We start from the raw sequence: 17,745 nt of genomic DNA on the forward strand, positions 1-17,745 counted from the left end.
CCGACGAAACGGGTCTGGAACGGAAACAGGTGAATATCCGTCACCGTCGCCTGACTCATGCAAGGCGTCTCCACCTCCAGCACGCCACGGTCGCTAAAGAAACGGCGAATTTCCGCCATTATCGCCGCGCGTTTCAACAGGTTTGGAATGGACGCGCTCGGCTGCCAGGTTGCCGTCTCGCTCATGTTACTTTCTCCGATTTCATACAAGGGCACGAAGTCTACTCGTAACCGTCGGGTGAAACAAATTTTGTGCGAACCGGCGCGCCTGCGGCATACGGAAAACCGGTTACCGATGAGAATTCATCACCAGAGCTGATAAACCGGCGCACATATTGACAAAAAAATCGAACACATCAATTTTCCCCATCAACCCTACGGCTATACTCCTTTACCTATAAAGGAGCAGTGATACTTTTTCGCCAGTCCAGCGGCGAAATAAACAAAAACTGGAGGAATGTCGTGCAAACTTTTCAAGCCGATCTTGCTGTTATTGGCGCAGGCGGAGCTGGTCTTCGCGCCGCTATTGCCGCGGCGCAGGCAAATCCACATGCCAAAATCGCACTGATTTCAAAAGTCTATCCCATGCGCAGCCATACCGTTGCGGCCGAGGGAGGTTCTGCTGCCGTTGCACAGGATCATGACAGCTTTGAGTACCATTTTCACGACACCGTCGCCGGTGGCGACTGGCTTTGCGAACAGGATGTCGTCGATTACTTTGTCCACCACTGTCCCACGGAAATGACCCAGCTTGAGCAGTGGGGATGTCCGTGGAGCCGCCGTCCGGACGGTAGCGTCAACGTGCGTCGCTTCGGGGGGATGAAAATCGAACGCACGTGGTTTGCCGCCGATAAGACCGGCTTCCATATGCTGCATACCCTGTTCCAGACCTCCCTCCAGTTCCCCCAAATCCAGCGCTTCGATGAACACTTCGTCCTCGACATTCTGGTCGATGATGGTCAGGCCCGTGGCCTGGTGGCGATGAATATGATGGAAGGTTCGCTGGTCCAAATCCGCGCCAACGCGGTGGTCCTGGCGACCGGCGGCGCGGGACGAGTCTATCGCTACAACACCAACGGCGGCATCGTCACCGGCGACGGTATGGGCATGGCGCTGAGCCACGGCGTACCGCTGCGCGATATGGAGTTTGTCCAGTATCACCCAACCGGCCTGCCGGGTTCCGGAATACTGATGACGGAAGGCTGCCGCGGTGAAGGCGGTATACTGGTCAACAAAAATGGTTACCGCTATCTGCAAGATTACGGCATGGGTCCGGAAACGCCGCTCGGCGAGCCTAAAAACAAATATATGGAGCTCGGTCCACGCGACAAAGTCTCCCAGGCTTTCTGGCACGAATGGCGTAAAGGCAACACCATTCCGACGCCGCGCGGCGACGTGGTTTATCTCGACCTGCGTCATCTCGGTGAGAAAAAGCTGCTTGAACGCCTGCCGTTTATCTGCGAGCTGGCTAAAGCCTATGTTGGCGTTGACCCGGTGAAAGAGCCAATTCCGGTCCGTCCGACCGCGCACTACACCATGGGCGGCATTGAAACCGACCAACAGTGCGAAACACGGATTAAAGGCCTGTTTGCGGTTGGCGAATGTTCTTCCGTCGGTCTGCATGGCGCCAACCGCCTCGGCTCCAACTCGCTGGCAGAACTGGTGGTATTTGGCCGCCTCGCCGGTGAACAGGCGATGAAGCGGGCTGTACAAGCTGGTGAAATGAACGTTGCCGCGCTGGACGCGCAGGCTGCCGATGTCGAAAAACGTCTTAAAGACCTCGTCAATCAGGAAGGTAACGAGAACTGGGCGAAAATTCGCGATGAAATGGGGCTGTCGATGGAAGAAGGCTGCGGTATCTATCGCACGCCGGAGCTGATGCAGAAAACCATCGATAAACTGGCGGAACTGCAGGAGCGCTTTAAGCGCGTGCGCATTACCGACAATTCCAGCGTCTTCAACACCGACCTGCTCTACACCATCGAACTGGGCCATGGCCTGAACGTCGCTGAATGTATGGCGCACTCCGCGATTGCACGTAAAGAGTCACGCGGCGCGCACCAGCGTCTGGATGAAGGCTGCACCGAACGTGATGATGTCAATTTCCTCAAACATACGCTGGCCTTCCGCGATGCAGATGGCACCACACGTCTGGAGTACGGTGAGGTGAAAATTACCTCTCTGCCGCCGGCGAAACGCGTATATGGCGCAGAAGCGGAAGCAGCCGAGAAGAAGGAGATGGCAAATGGCTGAGATGAAAAACCTCAAAATTGAAGTGGTGCGCTACAACCCGGAAATCGACATCGCGCCGCACAGCGTGTTCTATGAAGTGCCTTATGATGAACAAACCTCGCTGCTCGACGCACTGGGTTATATCAAAGATAACCTTGCGCCTGACCTCAGCTATCGCTGGTCCTGCCGGATGGCGATCTGCGGTTCCTGTGGGATGATGGTCAATAAAGTGCCGAAACTGGCATGTAAAACCTTCCTGCGCGAATACACCAAGGGTATTAAGGTTGAGGCGCTGGCCAACTTCCCTATTGAGCGCGATCTGGTGGTCGATATGACCCACTTTATCGAGAGTCTCGAGGCCATTAAGCCCTATATTATTGGCAACCCCCGCACACCGGATCAGGGGCCAAACAAGCAAACCCCGGCGCAGATGGCCAAATACCATCAGTTCTCCGGCTGTATCAACTGCGGTCTGTGCTACGCCGCCTGTCCGCAGTTTGGTCTTAATCCGGAGTTTATTGGCCCGGCGGCCATCACCCTCGCCCATCGCTACAACGAAGACAGTCGCGACCATGGCAAGAAAGAGCGTATGGCGCAGCTTAACGGCCAGAACGGCGTCTGGACCTGTACCTTCGTAGGCTATTGCTCGGAAGTCTGTCCGAAGCATGTCGATCCGGCAGCCGCCATTCAGCAGGGCAAGGTAGAAAGCTCGAAAGACTTTCTTATCGCGACCCTGAAACCACGCTAAGGAGTGCATGATGACGACTAAACGCAAACCCTACGTGCGGCCGATGACGTCCACCTGGTGGAAAAAGCTGCCGTTTTATCGCTTCTATATGGTGCGTGAAGGCACCGCAGTGCCAACGGTATGGTTCAGTATCATACTGATTTACGGTCTTTTTGCCCTGAAAAATGGCGCTGAAAGCTGGGCTGGCTATGTGGGTTTCCTGCAAAACCCGGTGGTGGTGATCCTGAATCTGATCACCCTTGGCGCCGCGTTGCTGCACACCAAAACCTGGTTTGAGCTGGCGCCGAAAGCCGCCAATATCATTATTAAGAGTGAAAAAATGGGGCCAGAGCCGGTGATTAAAGGGCTCTGGGTGGTGACCGCGCTGGTGACCGTGGTGATCCTGTTTGTTGCTCTGTTCTGGTAAGGAGGCTGAAATGATCAATCCCAACCCGAAACGTTCCGATGAACCGGTATTCTGGGGGCTGTTTGGCGCAGGCGGTATGTGGGGCGCGATTGTCGCGCCGGTCATGGTGCTGCTGGTCGGTATTCTGCTGCCATTAGGCCTGGCGCCAGGCGATGCATTCAGCTATGAGCGTGTGCTGAGCTTTGCCCATAGTTTTGTGGGCCGCGCCTTTATCTTCCTGATGATCGTCCTGCCGCTGTGGTGTGGGCTGCACCGCATCCATCACGCCATGCACGATCTGAAAATTCACGTTCCGAATGGTAAGTGGGTCTTCTACGGCCTGGCCGCGATCCTGACCGTTGTGACGCTGATTGGCGTATTATTCATTTAACCTCCCTGAAGCCCGATAGCATTCTGTTATCGGGCTCTCTTTTGCAGAAAAAATCCCCGCTTTTCTCCCGACAGAATCTACACTTAGCTAAAAAGCCAGCAAGGAAAATGCTATGCGTGTGCTGCCCATTATTGCCGTTGTTGCCGCCTCGTTTTTGGGTGTTGCCTGTAGCACGCCAACGCCGCCGCCAGGCGTAACGGTGGTCAGTCCATTTGATGCCCAGCGCTATCTCGGCACCTGGTATGAAATAGCTCGCTTCGACCATCGATTTGAAAGTGGTCTTGAAAAAGTGACCGCCACCTACAGCCTGCGCGACGATGGTGGACTGGATGTGGTGAATAAAGGCTATAACCCCGACCGGGGTATATGGCAGACAACCGATGGCGTGGCCTACTTCACCGGCCAGCCAACCCGTGCAGCGCTGAAAGTCTCCTTTTTCGGCCCTTTCTACGGCGGCTACAACGTGATCGCCCTGGATAAAGATTATCGCTACGCGCTGGTCTGCGGGCCAGACCATGATTATCTCTGGCTGCTGGCCCGCTCGCCGAAGGTCTCACCGGAAGTGAAACAGCAGATGCTGAACATTGCCACCCGACAGGGCTTCGACGTCAGCAAGCTTATCTGGGTTAACCAACGTTATTAGTCAGTGCGCGCTGATTTTCAGCCCGATAATACCGACAACGATGCACGCCAGGCTGGCAATACGCATGGCGCTGGCGGATTCGCCGAGCAGGACGATGCCGGTGATCGCCGCGCCTACCGCACCAATTCCCGTCCAGACCGCATAGGCGGTGCCGACAGGCAGCGTTTTCATCGCCCATGACAGCAACGCCATGCTGAGCACCATAGCCACAATGGTGATCACGCTGGGCACCAGGCGACTAAAACCGTGGGTATATTTCAGACCAACCGCCCAGACCACTTCCAGCAGACCGGCGATAAACAAAATGAACCAGGACACAGGACTCCCTCGATGGGGCCGTCCCCGACTGCGATACGCTTACAGGTCGTCCCGTAAGGTGTGAATGAAAACACAGAGATTATAACCAGCAGAACATGCGATGAAAAGAACGGTACGGCCAGTCACCGTACCGTCAGGGTTTATTGCTGAGCTTTTGTCGCAGCTCCAGAAATGGCACTGCCGCCTTCTGAAATATCCTGACCCACACCACGTGTTGTATTACATGCGGTCAGCACAGAAGAGAGGGCCAAAACCGTAAAGAACGCTGCAATTGCTTTTTTCACCATAATGTCATCCTTATTACCAGTTTTAGTTATCGTGCCCTATAAGCATAGACAACCTGACCCAGGATGGCGGAATCTCAGCGTTTTTTAAGAGAAAAGGAGAAGAGGATACGGCAGGTGTAAGCGAAACGGTACAGAAAAGCGGGGATGTCGTAAAAAGGTCGGGCAAAAAAGGCGCTTAGCTGACCGCATGCGAAATCGCATGTCCCAGCCCCTGGATGTCTTCGCCAACGCCGCGGGCGGTATTGCATCCGGTGAGCAACGTTGCGCTCAGAGAGAGCACCAGCAGAAGTTTTATCGCGTTGTTCATCTTCCTTGCCTGCGGTAAATGACCTGGTTTGCTTAACGACTTATAGCAGGCGCAGCACGCTGCTGCGCCAACCCTCTATGGCATGAATTACTTCACGCGGGATACGTATTCGCCAGAGCGGGTATCCACTTTGATGACTTCGCCAATCTGAACGAACAGCGGAACTTTAACCACTGCGCCAGTAGACAGCGTCGCCGGTTTACCGCCGGTACCTGCGGTATCACCTTTCAGGCCAGGATCGGTTTCAACGATTTCCAGCTCAACGAAGTTCGGCGGGGTGACGGAGATAGGCTGACCGTTCCACAGAGTCACGATGCACTCAGCCTGATCCAGCAGCCATTTCGCGCTATCGCCAACGGCTTTCGCATCGGCAGCCAGCTGCTCGAAAGTGGAGTTGTTCATGAAGTGATAGAACTCACCGTCGTTGTACAGGTAAGTCAGGTTCATATCAACAACGTCTGCGCCTTCGGCGGAATCGGTAGATTTGAAGGTTTTCTCTACGCGAGTCCCGGTCAGCAGACGACGCAGTTTAACGCGTGCAAAAGCCTGGCCTTTGCCTGGTTTCACGAATTCACTGGCTTCAACGGCATAAGGTTCGCCGTCCATCATGATTTTAAGACCGGCACGAAAATCGTTGCTATAGTAAGTCGCCATAAGGCCCTCTAAATTTGTTAATTGGTAGCTAAGCCACAAAATGGCGCATATTGTAACCCTAAATACCCCATCCAGAGAAGATTGGTTAACGCAACTTGCAGATGTTGTGACCAGTCCCGATGAACTGCTGCATCTTTTAAATGTAGACGCTGATGCGAACTTGCTTGCGGGACGCGAAGCAAAACGCCTCTTCGCGCTGCGCGTGCCGCGGGCATTTATCGCCAGAATGGAGCCGGGAAACCCCAACGATCCCCTTCTTCGTCAGGTACTTACTTCACAAGATGAGTTTATTTCAGCACCGGGTTTTTCCACCGATCCGCTGGAAGAACAGCACAGCGTTGTCCCCGGTCTGCTGCATAAATACCGCAACCGGGCACTGCTGCTGGTCAAGGGTGGATGCGCGGTAAATTGCCGTTATTGCTTCCGCCGACACTTCCCTTATGCCGAAAATCAAGGCAATAAGCGTAACTGGCAGGCGGCGCTGGCGTACATTGCCGCGCATCCGCAGCTTGATGAGATTATTTTTTCCGGCGGCGATCCGCTGATGGCAAAAGATCATGAGCTGGACTGGCTGCTCACTCAGTTGGAGGCGATCCCGCACATTAAGCGTCTGCGCATTCACAGCCGTCTGCCTGTCGTCATCCCGGCGCGGATTACCGATGCGCTGGTTGCACGCTTTGCCTGCTCCTCGCTGCAGGTGCTGCTGGTCAATCATATCAACCACGCCAATGAGATCGATGCTGATTTCCGCGCCGCAATGGCACGCTTGCGCCAGGTCGGTGTCACGCTGTTGAATCAAAGCGTCCTGCTGCGCGGCGTCAACGACAATGCCCACACGCTGGCTGCTCTGAGCAATGCCCTGTTCGATGCGGGCGTCATGCCTTATTACCTGCATGTGCTGGATAAAGTCCAGGGTGCTGCCCATTTTATGGTCGAAGATGAAGAGGCCAGGGTCATTATGCGCGAGCTGCTTACCCTGGTTTCAGGTTATATGGTGCCAAGACTGGCACGGGAAATCGGCGGTGAGCCAAGTAAGACGCCGCTGGATTTGGGTTTAAAACAACATGCGTGAAAAGGTCTGCCGGGGAAAAGCTGGCAGACCTCCGATTCACCGACTGACTGAACGCGTAGCGTTCGCCCAGGCCCCTCTGACCCTCGACGGGAGAGGCCCGGAATCAAATCAGTTCGGGCACTTATAGACCTGGCCGTTCATTTCGCTATCGGTCGGCACAAAGCTCGACAGCAGGTTCTGCGTCGGGCTGCTCACGCCATAAATCACGTTGCCGCCCATCGCCGCAGCCTGGTTGCGCAGCGCGTTCGCCGCGCCACGCATGGAGCCGCCTTCATCGCCATTGTGCCCGGAAAGCCAGTTGCTCTGCTTGCCCGTCGCGGTCCCCAACAGCTGGCAATCCGCACCCGGCTTATCTTCAACAAAGCGTACGCTCTGTCCGCCTGAGCTCAGTTCGTTGCTGGAACTGCAACCCGCTAACAATAATGCTGCGCCGACAATCCCTGCTAAATATCTTACCTGCATGTTATTCCCCATGATCAATGAGCTGGACGCGCTGGCCCGGATGTACACCTTATACTAAAAAGATGAGAAAAAGAAAAACCCCCGAGCATTTCTGCCCGGGGGTTTCTTTGTTTCTAAGGGGGATAGCGCACGATTACATCATGCCGCCCATACCACCCATACCACCCATACCGCCAGCAGCGCCTAAGTCAGGAGCATCGCTTTTCGGCAGGTCGGTTACCATGCACTCAGTCGTGATCATCAGACCAGCAACGGATGCAGCGTACTGCAGAGCAGAACGGGTCACTTTAGTCGGATCCAGGATACCGAAGTCGATCATGTTGCCGTATTCTTCAGTTGCCGCGTTATAACCGTAGTTGCCTTCACCCGCTTTCACGTTGTTAGCAACAACAGACGGCTCTTCGCCGGCGTTGGACACGATCTGACGCAGCGGAGCTTCCATTGCGCGCAGCGCAACTTTGATACCGACGTTCTGATCTTCGTTCTGAGCGGTCAGGCCGGCCAGTTTAGCGGCAACGCGAACCAGCGCGACGCCACCACCAGCAACAACACCTTCTTCCACCGCAGCACGGGTTGCGTGCAGAGCATCGTCAACGCGCGCTTTTTTCTCTTTCATTTCAACTTCGGTTGCTGCACCGACTTTGATTACCGCAACGCCGCCAGCCAGTTTCGCTACGCGCTCCTGCAGTTTTTCACGGTCGTAATCAGAAGTCGCTTCTTCGATCTGCTTACGGATCTGAGCAACGCGGCCCTGAATGGCGCCTTCTTCACCCACGCCATCAATGATGGTGGTGGTGTCTTTGTTGATGACAACACGTTTCGCCTGGCCGAGGTCTTCCAGAGTCGCTTTTTCCAGCTCCATACCGATCTCTTCAGAGATGACGGTACCACCGGTCAGAGTAGCGATGTCCTGCAGCATAGCTTTGCGACGGTCGCCGAAGCCAGGAGCTTTAACCGCAGCGACTTTCACGATACCGCGCATGGTGTTGACCACCAGAGTTGCCAGCGCTTCGCCTTCAACGTCTTCAGCGATGATAACCAGCGGTTTGCCTGCTTTCGCAACGGCTTCCAGAACCGGCAGCATTTCGCGGATGTTGGAGACTTTTTTGTCAGCCAGCAGGATAAACGGGCTTTCCAGTTCAACAGCACCAGTTTCCGGCTTGTTGATGAAGTACGGGGACAGGTAGCCGCGGTCGAACTGCATACCTTCAACTACGTCCAGTTCATCTTCCAGACCGGTACCGTCTTCAACGGTGATCACGCCTTCTTTACCGACTTTGTCCATCGCTTCCGCGATCAGTTTACCTACGGTTTCATCGGAGTTAGCGGAGATGGTACCAACCTGAGCAATGGCTTTAGAGTCGGAGCATGGTACGGACAGCGTTTTCAGCTCTTCAACGGCCGCCACGACCGCTTTGTCGATACCGCGTTTCAGATCCATCGGGTTCATGCCAGCAGCAACGGCTTTCAGACCTTCTGCGATGATAGCCTGAGCCAGTACGGTTGCGGTGGTGGTACCGTCGCCTGCAGCGTCGTTCGCTTTAGAGGCAACTTCTTTCACCATCTGTGCACCCATGTTTTCGAACTTGTCTTCCAGCTCGATTTCACGCGCTACGGAAACACCATCTTTGGTGATGGTCGGTGCACCGAAAGATTTATCCAGAACCACATTACGGCCTTTCGGGCCCAGGGTCACTTTCACTGCATCTGCCAGTACGTTCACGCCGCGCAGCATTTTTACACGAGCGTCATTACCGAATTTTACGTCTTTAGCTGCCATTTTTTTCTATTCCTCAAATTCGTTCAGTTTCGCGCGCGAATTACGCTTCAACAATTGCCAGAATGTCGCTTTCAGACATGATCAGCACTTCTTCATTGTCGATTTTTTCAGATTTCACACCGTAGCCGTCGTTGAAAATAACGATGTCGCCTACTTTAACGTCCAGCGGCTGCACAGTTCCGTTTTCCAGGATGCGGCCCTTACCGACAGCGATGATTTCGCCACGAGTTGATTTGGCTGCCGCAGAACCGGTCAGAACGATGCCGCCTGCAGATTTGGTTTCAACTTCTTTACGTTTGACGATCACACGATCATGTAACGGACGAATACTCATTGATAGCTCTCCTTTGAGAAAGTCATTATCAGTTATGGGTGACACCGGCCCGTATACGGTTTTCCGGCTAGTGCCTGATAGATGGGGGTGGGTTTTCGCGCTTCAAGGGGGAAAGTTAAAAAAAAATTTTCCTTGTGCGCTGACGCACAGAAACAGATGCAAGTCTGCCCGCCATCATAAGTAAAAACGATTGTGATACCATCGATTTTTTGTCAGGGCAGGATGGCATCATGAGTGGTTTAAAACAGGAGTTAGGTCTGGCTCAGGGAGTGGGGCTGCTTTCTACGTCGCTGCTCGGCACCGGCGTTTTCGCCGTTCCCGCTCTTGCCGCGCTGGTGGCGGGAGATAACAGTCTGTGGGCCTGGCCCGCGCTCATTCTGCTGGTCTTCCCGATCGCCATCGTCTTTGCCGTACTTGGCCGCCACTTCCCCAGCGCGGGCGGCGTGGCGCACTTCGTCAATATGGCGTTTGGCCCTCATCTGGAACGCGTCACCGGCTGGCTGTTCCTGTCGGTCATTCCGGTTGGCCTGCCGGCGGCGCTGCATATTGCCACCGGCTTCGGCCAGGCACTGTTTGGCTGGCACGACAACCAGCTGCTGCTTGCGGAGCTGGGTACACTGGCCATCGTCTGGTGGGTGGGGTCGCGAGGCGCCAGCTCCAGCGCGAACCTACAAACGCTGGTCGCGGTCCTCATCGTCGCGCTGATCGTCGCTATCTGGTGGCGCGGCGGGATTAGTCCGGCGCAAATCCCCTTTCCGGCGCCGGCGGATATCGACAGCTCTCAGCTCTTTGCCGCCCTGTCGGTGATGTTCTGGTGCTTCGTCGGCCTTGAAGCCTTTGCCCATCTGGCATCGGAATTTAAACGCCCGGAGCGCGATTTCCCCCGCGCGCTAATGATCGGCCTGCTGCTGGCGGGCTCCGTTTACTGGGCCTGTACCGTGCTGGTCCTGCATTTTCATGCCTTCGGCGACAATATGGCCGCCGCCGCATCGCTGCCCAATATCGTGGTGCGCCTGTTTGGCGTGCAGGCGCTGTGGATCGCCTGCGTCATTGGCTATCTCGCCTGCTTCGCCAGCCTCAATATCTATATCCAGAGCTTTGCCCGTCTGGTCTGGTCGCAGGCGCAGTACAAACCAGAAAGCTACCTCGCCCGCCTTTCGCCGCAGCAAATTCCACGCAATGCGCTCAACGTGGTACTGGGTTGCTGTGCCATCAGCACGCTAGGCATCTACTGGCTGGATATCAACCTTGATGCGCTGATCGTCTATGCCAACGGCATCTTCATTATGATTTATCTGCTGTGCATGCTGGCGGGCTGCCGGTTACTGCGGGGACGCTATCGGGTTCTGGCGCTCATCGGTAGCCTGCTCTGTCTGCTGTTACTGGCGATGATCGGCTGGAAAAGCCTGTACGCCCTGCTGGTTATGGCTGTACTGTGGCTGTGGCTGCCAAAGCGTCGTACGGCGGTGCTTCCCCACCATCATCATCAATGAAACATCCCAAGAAAAAAGCCGGATAGCTCAACGCCTCTCCGGCTCATCATCATTATCACCGTGTCAGCCCGGCCATGCCGGGCCTGATGGCTTAGCGGTCATCTTTATGATCCAGACGGTCGCGATCTTCCTCTTTGCGCTGGTACTCCCCGTCAAAGGTCTCACCGCCTCCGGTTCCCGCGCTAAAACCACCGCCAGGCATCCGGCTAAAGCGCAAGTGCGGCATCAGCTTCAAGGTCAGGTGCTTTTGCACCGGCGGCAACAAGAGCAGCAGGCCGAGGAAATCGGTAAAGAACCCCGGCAGCAATAGCAGCAAACCGGCGATAATCAGCGATACGCTTTTAATCATTTCTGCAGCCGGGCTTTCACCAGCCGCCATTTTCTGCTGCATCAGCATAAAGTTTTTAAAGCCCTGGTTGCGCACCAGCGACATACCGACCACCGAGCTAAAGATCACCAGAATCAGCGTCAACAGAACGCCGAGCACATGGGCCACCTGGATAAAGATCGATATCTCAATGTAAACGTATAAAAAAATGGCAATAAACGGAATCCAACGCACTGGCGTCTCCTTCATTCGCGGGGTTCACTATCGGCCCCCGCAGTCATCGGTGTGCTTTTCGCATCACATCAATATTGGGCTAAAACGGCACATTTCAATCGGCAGAAACGCTTATTTTTTCAAGAACGGCAAAGCGGTGACTCATTTCACAGATTAGTAATTCTTATACTCTTCTCGACATAATAAGTGATCAAGGTTGCTGACATTCGCTATCATCAGCATATGATCGTGGGCACCGGGCCGATTAAGGAAATAATCTTCGGCAAGAAAATGCGTAAAATCCCATAAATTCTGCGTATTTGGTGAATTCATTGGCAGCTTGAAAAAGAAGGTTCACATGTTAAACAACATTCGTATCGAAGAAGATCTGTTGGGTACCAGGGAAGTTCCAGCTGACGCCTACTATGGTGTTCATACTCTGAGAGCGATTGAAAACTTCTACATCAGCAATAGCAAAATCAGCGATATCCCTGAGTTTGTGCGTGGCATGGTGATGGTCAAAAAGGCCGCCGCGATGGCCAACAAGGAACTGCAAACCATTCCTAAAAGCGTCGCGAATACCATTATTGCCGCATGTGATGAAGTTCTGAATAACGGTAAATGCATGGACCAGTTCCCGGTTGATGTGTTCCAGGGCGGCGCAGGGACTTCGGTCAACATGAACACCAACGAAGTGCTGGCCAACATAGGTCTTGAGCTGATGGGCCATCAGAAAGGTGAATACCAGTATCTGAACCCGAACGACCACGTTAACAAATGCCAGTCCACCAACGATGCCTATCCGACCGGCTTCCGTATCGCGGTTTATGCGTCCCTGCTGAAATTAACTGACGCCATCAACCAACTGGGGGACGGCTTCCAGAATAAAGCCGCCGAATTCCAGGATATCCTGAAAATGGGTCGTACCCAGTTGCAGGACGCGGTGCCGATGACCCTCGGCCAGGAGTTCCACGCTTTTAATGTTCTGCTGAATGAAGAAATCAAAAGCATTCTGCGCACCGGAGAGCTGCTGCTCGAAGTTAACCTCGGCGCCACCGCCATCGGTACGCGCCTGAATACGCCGGATGGCTACCAGCAACTGGCGGTACAAAAACTGGCGGAAGTCAGTGGCCTGCCGGTGATTCCGGCGGAAGATCTGATTGAAGCCACCTCCGACTGCGGCGCCTACGTGATGGTACATAGCTCACTGAAGCGTCTGGCGGTGAAACTGTCCAAAATCTGTAACGATCTGCGCCTGCTCTCTTCCGGCCCACGCGCCGGCCTGAACGAAATCAACCTGCCGGAGTTGCAGGCGGGTTCATCGATCATGCCAGCAAAAGTTAACCCGGTCGTACCGGAAGTGGTCAACCAGGTCTGCTTCAAAGTGATTGGCAACGACACCACGGTAACCATGGCGTCGGAAGCCGGTCAGTTGCAGCTTAACGTGATGGAGCCAGTGATCGGCCAGGCGATGTTTGAATCCATCCACATTCTGACCAACGCCTGCTACAACCTGCTGGAAAAATGCGTTAACGGCATCACCGCCAACAAAGCGGTGTGCGAAGGCTATGTGTATAACTCCATCGGTATCGTCACCTACCTCAACCCGTTTATCGGCCACCACAATGGCGATATTGTCGGCAAAATTTGCGCCGAAACCGGCAAGAGCGTAAGGGAAGTGGTCCTGGAGCGTGGATTACTGACCGAATCGGAGCTGGACGATATTTTCTCACCGCACAACCTGATGCATCCGGCCTATAAAGCGAAGCGTTATACCGATGAAAGCGAACAGTAAGTTATCAGGTTAAACTACCCAGAGGCATGTCAGCAATGACATGCCTTTTTTGCTTTTGTAGGTTTACTAAATCACAACAATTCAATATCAACTGGTTAAAAAAACAAGGAAGGCGTATATGTTTGGTGCAGAACTCGTGATTGTCCTGCTGGCGATTTACCTTGGGGCCAGGCTCGGCGGTATCGGCATCGGCTTTGCCGGTGGTCTGGGCGTCCTCGTCCTGACGCTTCTCTTTCAAATCAAGCCAGGCGCGATCCCCTTCGACGTCATCGAAATCATCATGGCGGTTATTGCCGCTATTGCCGCTATGCAGGTGGCCGGAGGTATGGATTATCTGGTCAGTCTTGCCGAGCGTATGCTCAGACGCCATCCAAAATACATTACCTTCCTTGCTCCGCTGGTCACCTGGTTTATGACCGTTCTCGCGGGAACCGGCCATACCGCGTTCTCTACCCTGCCGGTGATTACCGAGGTCGCGAAGGAACAGGGCATTCGCCCGTCCCGTCCGCTCTCTATCGCCGTCGTCGCCTCGCAGATTGCCATTACCGCCTCGCCGATTTCCGCTGCGGTGGTCTTTTTTGCCGGGATCCTCGAACCCCTGGGCGTGAGCTATCTGACACTGCTGGCCATCTGTATTCCAGTGACGCTGATTGCGGTAATGATCACGGCGGTGGTGTGTAACTTCCTCGGCTGCGAACTGAAAGACGATCCGATTTATCAGGAGCGTCTGGCAAAAGGTGAAGTGAGGCTGCGCGGAAGCCAGATTTTCGAGCTGAAGCCGCATGCAAAACGTTCCGTGCTGCTGTTTCTGATCGGCATCGTGGCGGTCATGTTTTACGCCACCGCCATCAGCGATACCGTCGGGCTGATTCAGAACCCGGTGCTGCCGCGCAACGAAGCGATCGTGGTGTTCATGCTGACTATCGCCACGCTGATTTGTGTCACCTGTAAAATCGACACCGGCGAAGTGCTCAACGCCAGCACCTTTAAATCCGGGATGAGCGCCTGCGTCTGCGTCCTGGGCGTCGCATGGCTGGGCGATACCTTTGTCAAAGCGCATATCACCGACATCCAGAGTGTAGCCGGCGACCTGCTGCAGAACTATCCGTGGCTGCTGGCGGTGGTGCTGTTCTTCGCCGCGACCCTGCTCTATTCCCAGGCCGCAACCACCAAAGCCCTGATGCCGGCCGCGCTGCTGCTTGGCGTCACCCCGCTGACCGCCATCGCCTCGTTTGCTGCCGTCTCCGCGCTGTTCGTGCTACCGACCTACCCGACACTGCTGGCCGCGGTCGAAATGGACGACACCGGGTCAACGCGCATTGGCAAGTATGTCTTTAACCATGCGTTCCTGATCCCAGGGGTGATTGCCATCACCCTGTGCGTCATTCTGGGTTTCATTATCGGCGGCATCATGCTGTAAATCTGCTTAAATTCGGGCCAGTTTCTGGCCCGTTTCATTATTCCCTCCACCGTGCGTGCTATAGTGCCTCTTTTCGCTGATACGAGGTTCACGATGACTACGCCTGATGCTGTTGTTGTTCTCTGTACCGCGCCGGATGAAGCCACTGCCCAGGATCTGGCGGCCAAAGCGCTGGCTGAAAAGCTCGCCGCCTGTGCCACACTCCTGCCAGGCGCAACATCTCTCTACTACTGGGAAGGCAAGCTGGAGCAGGAGTATGAAGTACAGATGCTGCTCAAAACCGACCTGGCCCACCAGCAGGCGTTACTGGAGTGCCTGAAGTCCCATCACCCGTATCAAACCCCTGAATTACTGGTTTTACCCGTCACTCACGGAGACACTGATTACCTCTCATGGCTCAACGCATCATTACGCTGATTCTGCTGCTCTGCAGCACATCCGCTTTCGCCGGCTTATTTGACGCTCCCGGGCGCTCTGACTTTGTTCCCGCAGATCAGGCTTTTGCCTTTGATTTTCAGCAGGGCCAGCGGGACGTTAACCTGACCTGGCAAATCAAAGAGGGTTACTATCTCTATCGCCAGCAGATCAAACTGACACCGGCGAATGCTACGCTTGCCGAGCCAGCGCTGCCGCCCGGCACGTGGCATGAGGATGAGTTTTACGGCAAAAGCGAGATTTACCGTCAGCGGCTGAACGTCCCGGTCACGGTAAACCAGTCGGAAAAAGGCGCCACCCTCACCGTGACATATCAGGGTTGCGCCGACGCAGGTTTCTGCTATCCGCCAGAGACTAAAGTGGTGCCGCTTCGCACGATACTGGCCGTATCCGGCAGCGAATCGGTCCCCGTCCTTGCGGCGCTCCCCTCATCCGGACAACCCAAATTTAATCCACCGCTGCCGGTTGAAAAGCGTCCTGAGCTGGCAACGAAAAGCGAGCCGCCTGCCCCACTGTCTCCCAGGCAGGAGCAGAACGACGCAGGCGATAATGCGCCAGCCAGCCTGCCCTTCTCTGCGCTATGGGCGCTGCTGATAGGTATCGGCATCGCCTTCACACCGTGCGTGCTGCCGATGTATCCACTGATCTCGGGCATTGTCCTCGGCGGCAAGCAACGGCTCTCTAGCGGACGGGCGCTGCTGCTGGCGTTTATCTACGTACAGGGGATGGCACTCACCTATACCGCGCTGGGGCTGGTGGTGGTCGCCGCCGGTTTGCAGTTTCAGGCGGCGTTGCAGCATCCATATGTACTGATTGGCTTGTCAGCGGTCTTTATCCTGCTGGCGTTGTCGATGTTTGGTCTGTTCACGCTGCAACTGCCCTCAGCGCTGCAAACCCGCCTGACGCTGATGAGCAACAAACGGCAAGGTGGTTCACCCGGCGGCGTTTTTGTGATGGGAGCCATTGCCGGACTGATCTGTTCGCCATGCACCACCGCGCCGCTGAGCGCCATCCTGCTGTATATTGCCCAGAGCGGCAACCTGTGGCTCGGCGGCGGCACACTGTATTTGTATGCGCTGGGCATGGGGCTGCCGCTGATCCTGGTCACCGTATTTGGCAACCGTCTGCTGCCAAAGAGCGGCCCGTGGATGAGCCACGTGAAGACTGCGTTCGGTTTTGTGATCCTGGCGCTTCCGGTCTTTTTGCTGGAGCGTATCGTCGGTGAACCCTGGGGCCTGCGCCTGTGGTCACTGCTGGGCATCGCCTTCTTTAGCTGGGCTTTTATTACCGCACTCAGTACCTCCCGTCCCTGGCTGCGTATCGTGCAAATCATTCTGTTCGGTGCGGCGCTGGTCAGCGCGCGTCCGTTGCAGGACTGGGCTTTTGGTGAGCCAGTAGCCAGGCAGCAGTCACCGCTGGCTTTTACGCGCATCAGTAACGTCGCGGAACTCGGCCAGGTGCTGGCACAGGCCAAGGGTAAACCGGTTATGCTCGACCTGTACGCCGACTGGTGTGTCGCCTGCAAAGAGTTCGAAAAATACACCTTTAGCACGACCGAAGTACAACAGGCCCTGAAAGAGACCGTTCTGTTGCAGATAGATGTGACGAAGAACAGCGCCGAGGATGTGGCTTTGCTGAAACACCTGAAGGTGCTCGGCTTGCCGACCATTCTGTTCTTTAGTACGCAGGGTGAAGAACAACCTGCGCAGCGTGTCACCGGGTTTATGGATGCGGCGGCATTCAGCGCCCATTTGCACGATTGGCAACCGTGAACGACACTTTAGGAGGAAAAATGGAGGAGAAGACCGTGCAACGTGAAGATGTCCTGGGTGAAGCCATACAAGTTCTCGAAATTGAAGGTATTGCCAACACCACGCTGGAAATGGTCGCCGAACGCGTCTCTTACCCGCTCGCTGACCTCAAACGTTTCTGGCCCGATCGTGAAGCGCTGCTGTACGATGCGCTACGTTACCTCAGTCATCAGATTGATGCCTGGCGCCGTCAGCTGCTGCTCGATGACACGCTCACACCGGAGCAAAAGCTGCTGGCGCGCTACGGCGCATTAACCCAATGCGTGAGCAACCATCGCTATCCCGGCTGCCTGTTTATCGCCGCCTGCACCTTTTATCCGGATGCCCAGCACCCTATTCATCAGTTGGCAGAACTGCAAAAGCAGGCTTCGCTGGCCTACACCCACGAGTTACTGACGCAGCTGGAAGTGGACGACCCGGCGATGGTGGCCAAACAGATGGAGCTGATTATCGAAGGCTGCCTGAGCCGTCTGCTGATAAAACGCAGCCAGACCGATGTCGATACCGCCCAGCGTCTGGCGGAAGATATTCTGCGCTTTGCCCAATGTCGCGCAGGTGGCGCATTAACCTGATTGCGCTTTTACCCGCGATAAGCCGCATACATCTCTCCAGAAGAGGGCGCGTCAGGGCAGTCGCGT

The 17,745-nt window shown here is 55.1% G+C and carries 21 protein-coding genes; 12 read left to right on the plus strand and 9 right to left on the minus strand.

Translation table 11 applies throughout. From position 1 onward, the window contains the following. A partial coding sequence (locus ACZAHD_RS08125) for an amino acid--tRNA ligase-related protein (RefSeq protein ID WP_462456316.1) occupies positions 1-185 on the minus strand: 185 nt, incomplete at its 3' end. A gap of 276 nt (positions 186-461) precedes the next feature. Here ACZAHD_RS08125 and frdA point away from each other — a divergent pair. From frdA to ACZAHD_RS08150, 5 genes are all read left to right on the plus strand, one after another. Continuing rightward, positions 462-2,252: a fumarate reductase (quinol) flavoprotein subunit gene (gene frdA / locus ACZAHD_RS08130; protein WP_462456317.1), complete on the plus strand. Its 1,791-nt coding sequence runs from the start codon at positions 462-464 to the stop codon at positions 2,250-2,252. After that, on the plus strand, positions 2,245-2,979 hold the full coding sequence (locus ACZAHD_RS08135) for a succinate dehydrogenase/fumarate reductase iron-sulfur subunit (protein ID WP_462456318.1): 735 nt from the start codon (positions 2,245-2,247) through the stop codon (positions 2,977-2,979). Before frdA ends, ACZAHD_RS08135 begins: the two co-directional genes overlap by 8 nt. A gap of 10 nt (positions 2,980-2,989) precedes the next feature. Then, entirely contained in the window at positions 2,990-3,385 is a 396-nt protein-coding gene (frdC, locus tag ACZAHD_RS08140) for a fumarate reductase subunit FrdC (protein ID WP_462456352.1), read from the plus strand. A gap of 10 nt (positions 3,386-3,395) precedes the next feature. Then, positions 3,396-3,755 (plus strand): fumarate reductase subunit FrdD, encoded by a 360-nt coding sequence (gene frdD / locus ACZAHD_RS08145; RefSeq protein ID WP_462456319.1) that lies wholly within the window; start codon positions 3,396-3,398, stop codon positions 3,753-3,755. A 112-nt stretch (positions 3,756-3,867) separates the two neighbouring features. Next, positions 3,868-4,398 carry a lipocalin family protein gene (locus ACZAHD_RS08150; RefSeq protein WP_462456320.1) on the plus strand — a complete coding sequence of 177 codons (531 nt, stop codon included), beginning with the start codon at positions 3,868-3,870 and terminating at the stop codon, positions 4,396-4,398. Here the strand turns inward: ACZAHD_RS08150 and sugE are convergent, their stop codons facing one another. From sugE to efp, 4 genes are all read right to left on the minus strand, one after another. Beyond that, positions 4,399-4,716, minus strand: coding sequence for a quaternary ammonium compound efflux SMR transporter SugE (gene sugE / locus ACZAHD_RS08155; protein ID WP_004856976.1), 318 nt, complete (start codon positions 4,714-4,716; stop codon positions 4,399-4,401). It abuts the gene before it with no gap. 140 nt (positions 4,717-4,856) lie between these two features. Continuing rightward, positions 4,857-5,003, minus strand: coding sequence for a lipoprotein toxin entericidin B (ecnB, locus tag ACZAHD_RS08160; protein ID WP_004097935.1), 147 nt, complete (start codon positions 5,001-5,003; stop codon positions 4,857-4,859). Positions 5,004-5,178: 175 nt separating this feature from the next. Then, complete coding sequence (locus ACZAHD_RS08165) at positions 5,179-5,310, minus strand: entericidin A/B family lipoprotein (RefSeq protein WP_462456321.1); 132 nt, start codon at positions 5,308-5,310, stop codon at positions 5,179-5,181. An 87-nt stretch (positions 5,311-5,397) separates the two neighbouring features. Beyond that, the gene (gene efp, locus ACZAHD_RS08170; RefSeq protein ID WP_096758605.1) at positions 5,398-5,964 is read right to left on the minus strand and encodes an elongation factor P; all 567 of its coding nucleotides are present in this window, start codon (positions 5,962-5,964) and stop codon (positions 5,398-5,400) included. Between the two features lie 40 nt (positions 5,965-6,004). Between efp and epmB the strand changes: the two genes are divergently transcribed. Beyond that, positions 6,005-7,036 carry an EF-P beta-lysylation protein EpmB gene (epmB, locus tag ACZAHD_RS08175; RefSeq protein ID WP_462456322.1) on the plus strand — a complete coding sequence of 344 codons (1,032 nt, stop codon included), beginning with the start codon at positions 6,005-6,007 and terminating at the stop codon, positions 7,034-7,036. A 108-nt stretch (positions 7,037-7,144) separates the two neighbouring features. Here epmB and ACZAHD_RS08180 read toward each other — a convergent pair whose 3' ends face one another. The 3 genes from ACZAHD_RS08180 to ACZAHD_RS08190 all read right to left on the minus strand — a co-directional run bounded on the left by ACZAHD_RS08180 (position 7,145) and on the right by ACZAHD_RS08190 (position 9,612). Then, positions 7,145-7,498, minus strand: a complete 354-nt coding sequence (locus ACZAHD_RS08180) for a DUF4156 domain-containing protein (RefSeq protein WP_100685756.1) — start codon at positions 7,496-7,498, stop codon at positions 7,145-7,147. 133 nt (positions 7,499-7,631) lie between these two features. Next, the gene (gene groL, locus ACZAHD_RS08185) at positions 7,632-9,278 is read right to left on the minus strand and encodes a chaperonin GroEL (RefSeq protein WP_100685757.1); all 1,647 of its coding nucleotides are present in this window, start codon (positions 9,276-9,278) and stop codon (positions 7,632-7,634) included. A 40-nt stretch (positions 9,279-9,318) separates the two neighbouring features. Continuing rightward, entirely contained in the window at positions 9,319-9,612 is a 294-nt protein-coding gene (locus ACZAHD_RS08190; protein WP_003855929.1) for a co-chaperone GroES, read from the minus strand. A gap of 230 nt (positions 9,613-9,842) precedes the next feature. Between ACZAHD_RS08190 and yjeH the strand changes: the two genes are divergently transcribed. Continuing rightward, on the plus strand, positions 9,843-11,105 hold the full coding sequence (yjeH, locus tag ACZAHD_RS08195; RefSeq protein WP_462456323.1) for an L-methionine/branched-chain amino acid transporter: 1,263 nt from the start codon (positions 9,843-9,845) through the stop codon (positions 11,103-11,105). Between the two features lie 91 nt (positions 11,106-11,196). Here the strand turns inward: yjeH and ACZAHD_RS08200 are convergent, their stop codons facing one another. Continuing rightward, on the minus strand, positions 11,197-11,667 hold the full coding sequence (locus ACZAHD_RS08200) for an FxsA family protein (protein WP_462456324.1): 471 nt from the start codon (positions 11,665-11,667) through the stop codon (positions 11,197-11,199). Between the two features lie 337 nt (positions 11,668-12,004). On the opposite strand from ACZAHD_RS08200, the gene aspA reads away from it, so the two are divergent. The 5 genes from aspA to ACZAHD_RS08225 all read left to right on the plus strand — a co-directional run bounded on the left by aspA (position 12,005) and on the right by ACZAHD_RS08225 (position 17,679). Further along, complete coding sequence (gene aspA, locus ACZAHD_RS08205; RefSeq protein ID WP_462456325.1) at positions 12,005-13,441, plus strand: aspartate ammonia-lyase; 1,437 nt, start codon at positions 12,005-12,007, stop codon at positions 13,439-13,441. Between the two features lie 118 nt (positions 13,442-13,559). Continuing rightward, positions 13,560-14,861, plus strand: coding sequence for an anaerobic C4-dicarboxylate transporter (locus ACZAHD_RS08210; protein WP_462456326.1), 1,302 nt, complete (start codon positions 13,560-13,562; stop codon positions 14,859-14,861). 93 nt (positions 14,862-14,954) lie between these two features. Next, entirely contained in the window at positions 14,955-15,278 is a 324-nt protein-coding gene (gene cutA, locus ACZAHD_RS08215) for a divalent cation tolerance protein CutA (RefSeq protein WP_462456327.1), read from the plus strand. Next, complete coding sequence (locus tag ACZAHD_RS08220) at positions 15,254-17,068, plus strand: protein-disulfide reductase DsbD (RefSeq protein WP_462456328.1); 1,815 nt, start codon at positions 15,254-15,256, stop codon at positions 17,066-17,068. Before cutA ends, ACZAHD_RS08220 begins: the two co-directional genes overlap by 25 nt. A 35-nt stretch (positions 17,069-17,103) precedes the next feature. Beyond that, positions 17,104-17,679, plus strand: a complete 576-nt coding sequence (locus ACZAHD_RS08225; protein WP_462456353.1) for a transcriptional regulator — start codon at positions 17,104-17,106, stop codon at positions 17,677-17,679. Positions 17,680-17,745 lie beyond the last annotated feature (66 nt).

The organism is Raoultella sp. (assembly GCF_039594335.1).
Lineage (GTDB): Bacteria > Pseudomonadota > Gammaproteobacteria > Enterobacterales > Enterobacteriaceae > Klebsiella.

Coding starts and splice junctions, on each gene's coding strand:
- ACZAHD_RS08135 (WP_462456318.1), top strand. CDS start 2,245: ATGGCTGAGATGAAAAACCTCAAAATTGAAGTGGTGCGCTACAACCCG.
- frdC (WP_462456352.1), top strand. CDS start 2,990: ATGACGACTAAACGCAAACCCTACGTGCGGCCGATGACGTCCACCTGG.
- frdD (WP_462456319.1), top strand. CDS start 3,396: ATGATCAATCCCAACCCGAAACGTTCCGATGAACCGGTATTCTGGGGG.
- ACZAHD_RS08150 (WP_462456320.1), top strand. CDS start 3,868: ATGCGTGTGCTGCCCATTATTGCCGTTGTTGCCGCCTCGTTTTTGGGT.
- ecnB (WP_004097935.1), bottom strand. CDS start 5,003: ATGGTGAAAAAAGCAATTGCAGCGTTCTTTACGGTTTTGGCCCTCTCT.
- ACZAHD_RS08165 (WP_462456321.1), bottom strand. CDS start 5,310: ATGAACAACGCGATAAAACTTCTGCTGGTGCTCTCTCTGAGCGCAACG.
- efp (WP_096758605.1), bottom strand. CDS start 5,964: ATGGCGACTTACTATAGCAACGATTTTCGTGCCGGTCTTAAAATCATG.
- epmB (WP_462456322.1), top strand. CDS start 6,005: ATGGCGCATATTGTAACCCTAAATACCCCATCCAGAGAAGATTGGTTA.
- ACZAHD_RS08180 (WP_100685756.1), bottom strand. CDS start 7,498: ATGCAGGTAAGATATTTAGCAGGGATTGTCGGCGCAGCATTATTGTTA.
- groL (WP_100685757.1), bottom strand. CDS start 9,278: ATGGCAGCTAAAGACGTAAAATTCGGTAATGACGCTCGTGTAAAAATG.
- ACZAHD_RS08190 (WP_003855929.1), bottom strand. CDS start 9,612: ATGAGTATTCGTCCGTTACATGATCGTGTGATCGTCAAACGTAAAGAA.
- yjeH (WP_462456323.1), top strand. CDS start 9,843: ATGAGTGGTTTAAAACAGGAGTTAGGTCTGGCTCAGGGAGTGGGGCTG.
- aspA (WP_462456325.1), top strand. CDS start 12,005: ATGTTAAACAACATTCGTATCGAAGAAGATCTGTTGGGTACCAGGGAA.
- ACZAHD_RS08210 (WP_462456326.1), top strand. CDS start 13,560: ATGTTTGGTGCAGAACTCGTGATTGTCCTGCTGGCGATTTACCTTGGG.
- cutA (WP_462456327.1), top strand. CDS start 14,955: ATGACTACGCCTGATGCTGTTGTTGTTCTCTGTACCGCGCCGGATGAA.
- ACZAHD_RS08220 (WP_462456328.1), top strand. CDS start 15,254: ATGGCTCAACGCATCATTACGCTGATTCTGCTGCTCTGCAGCACATCC.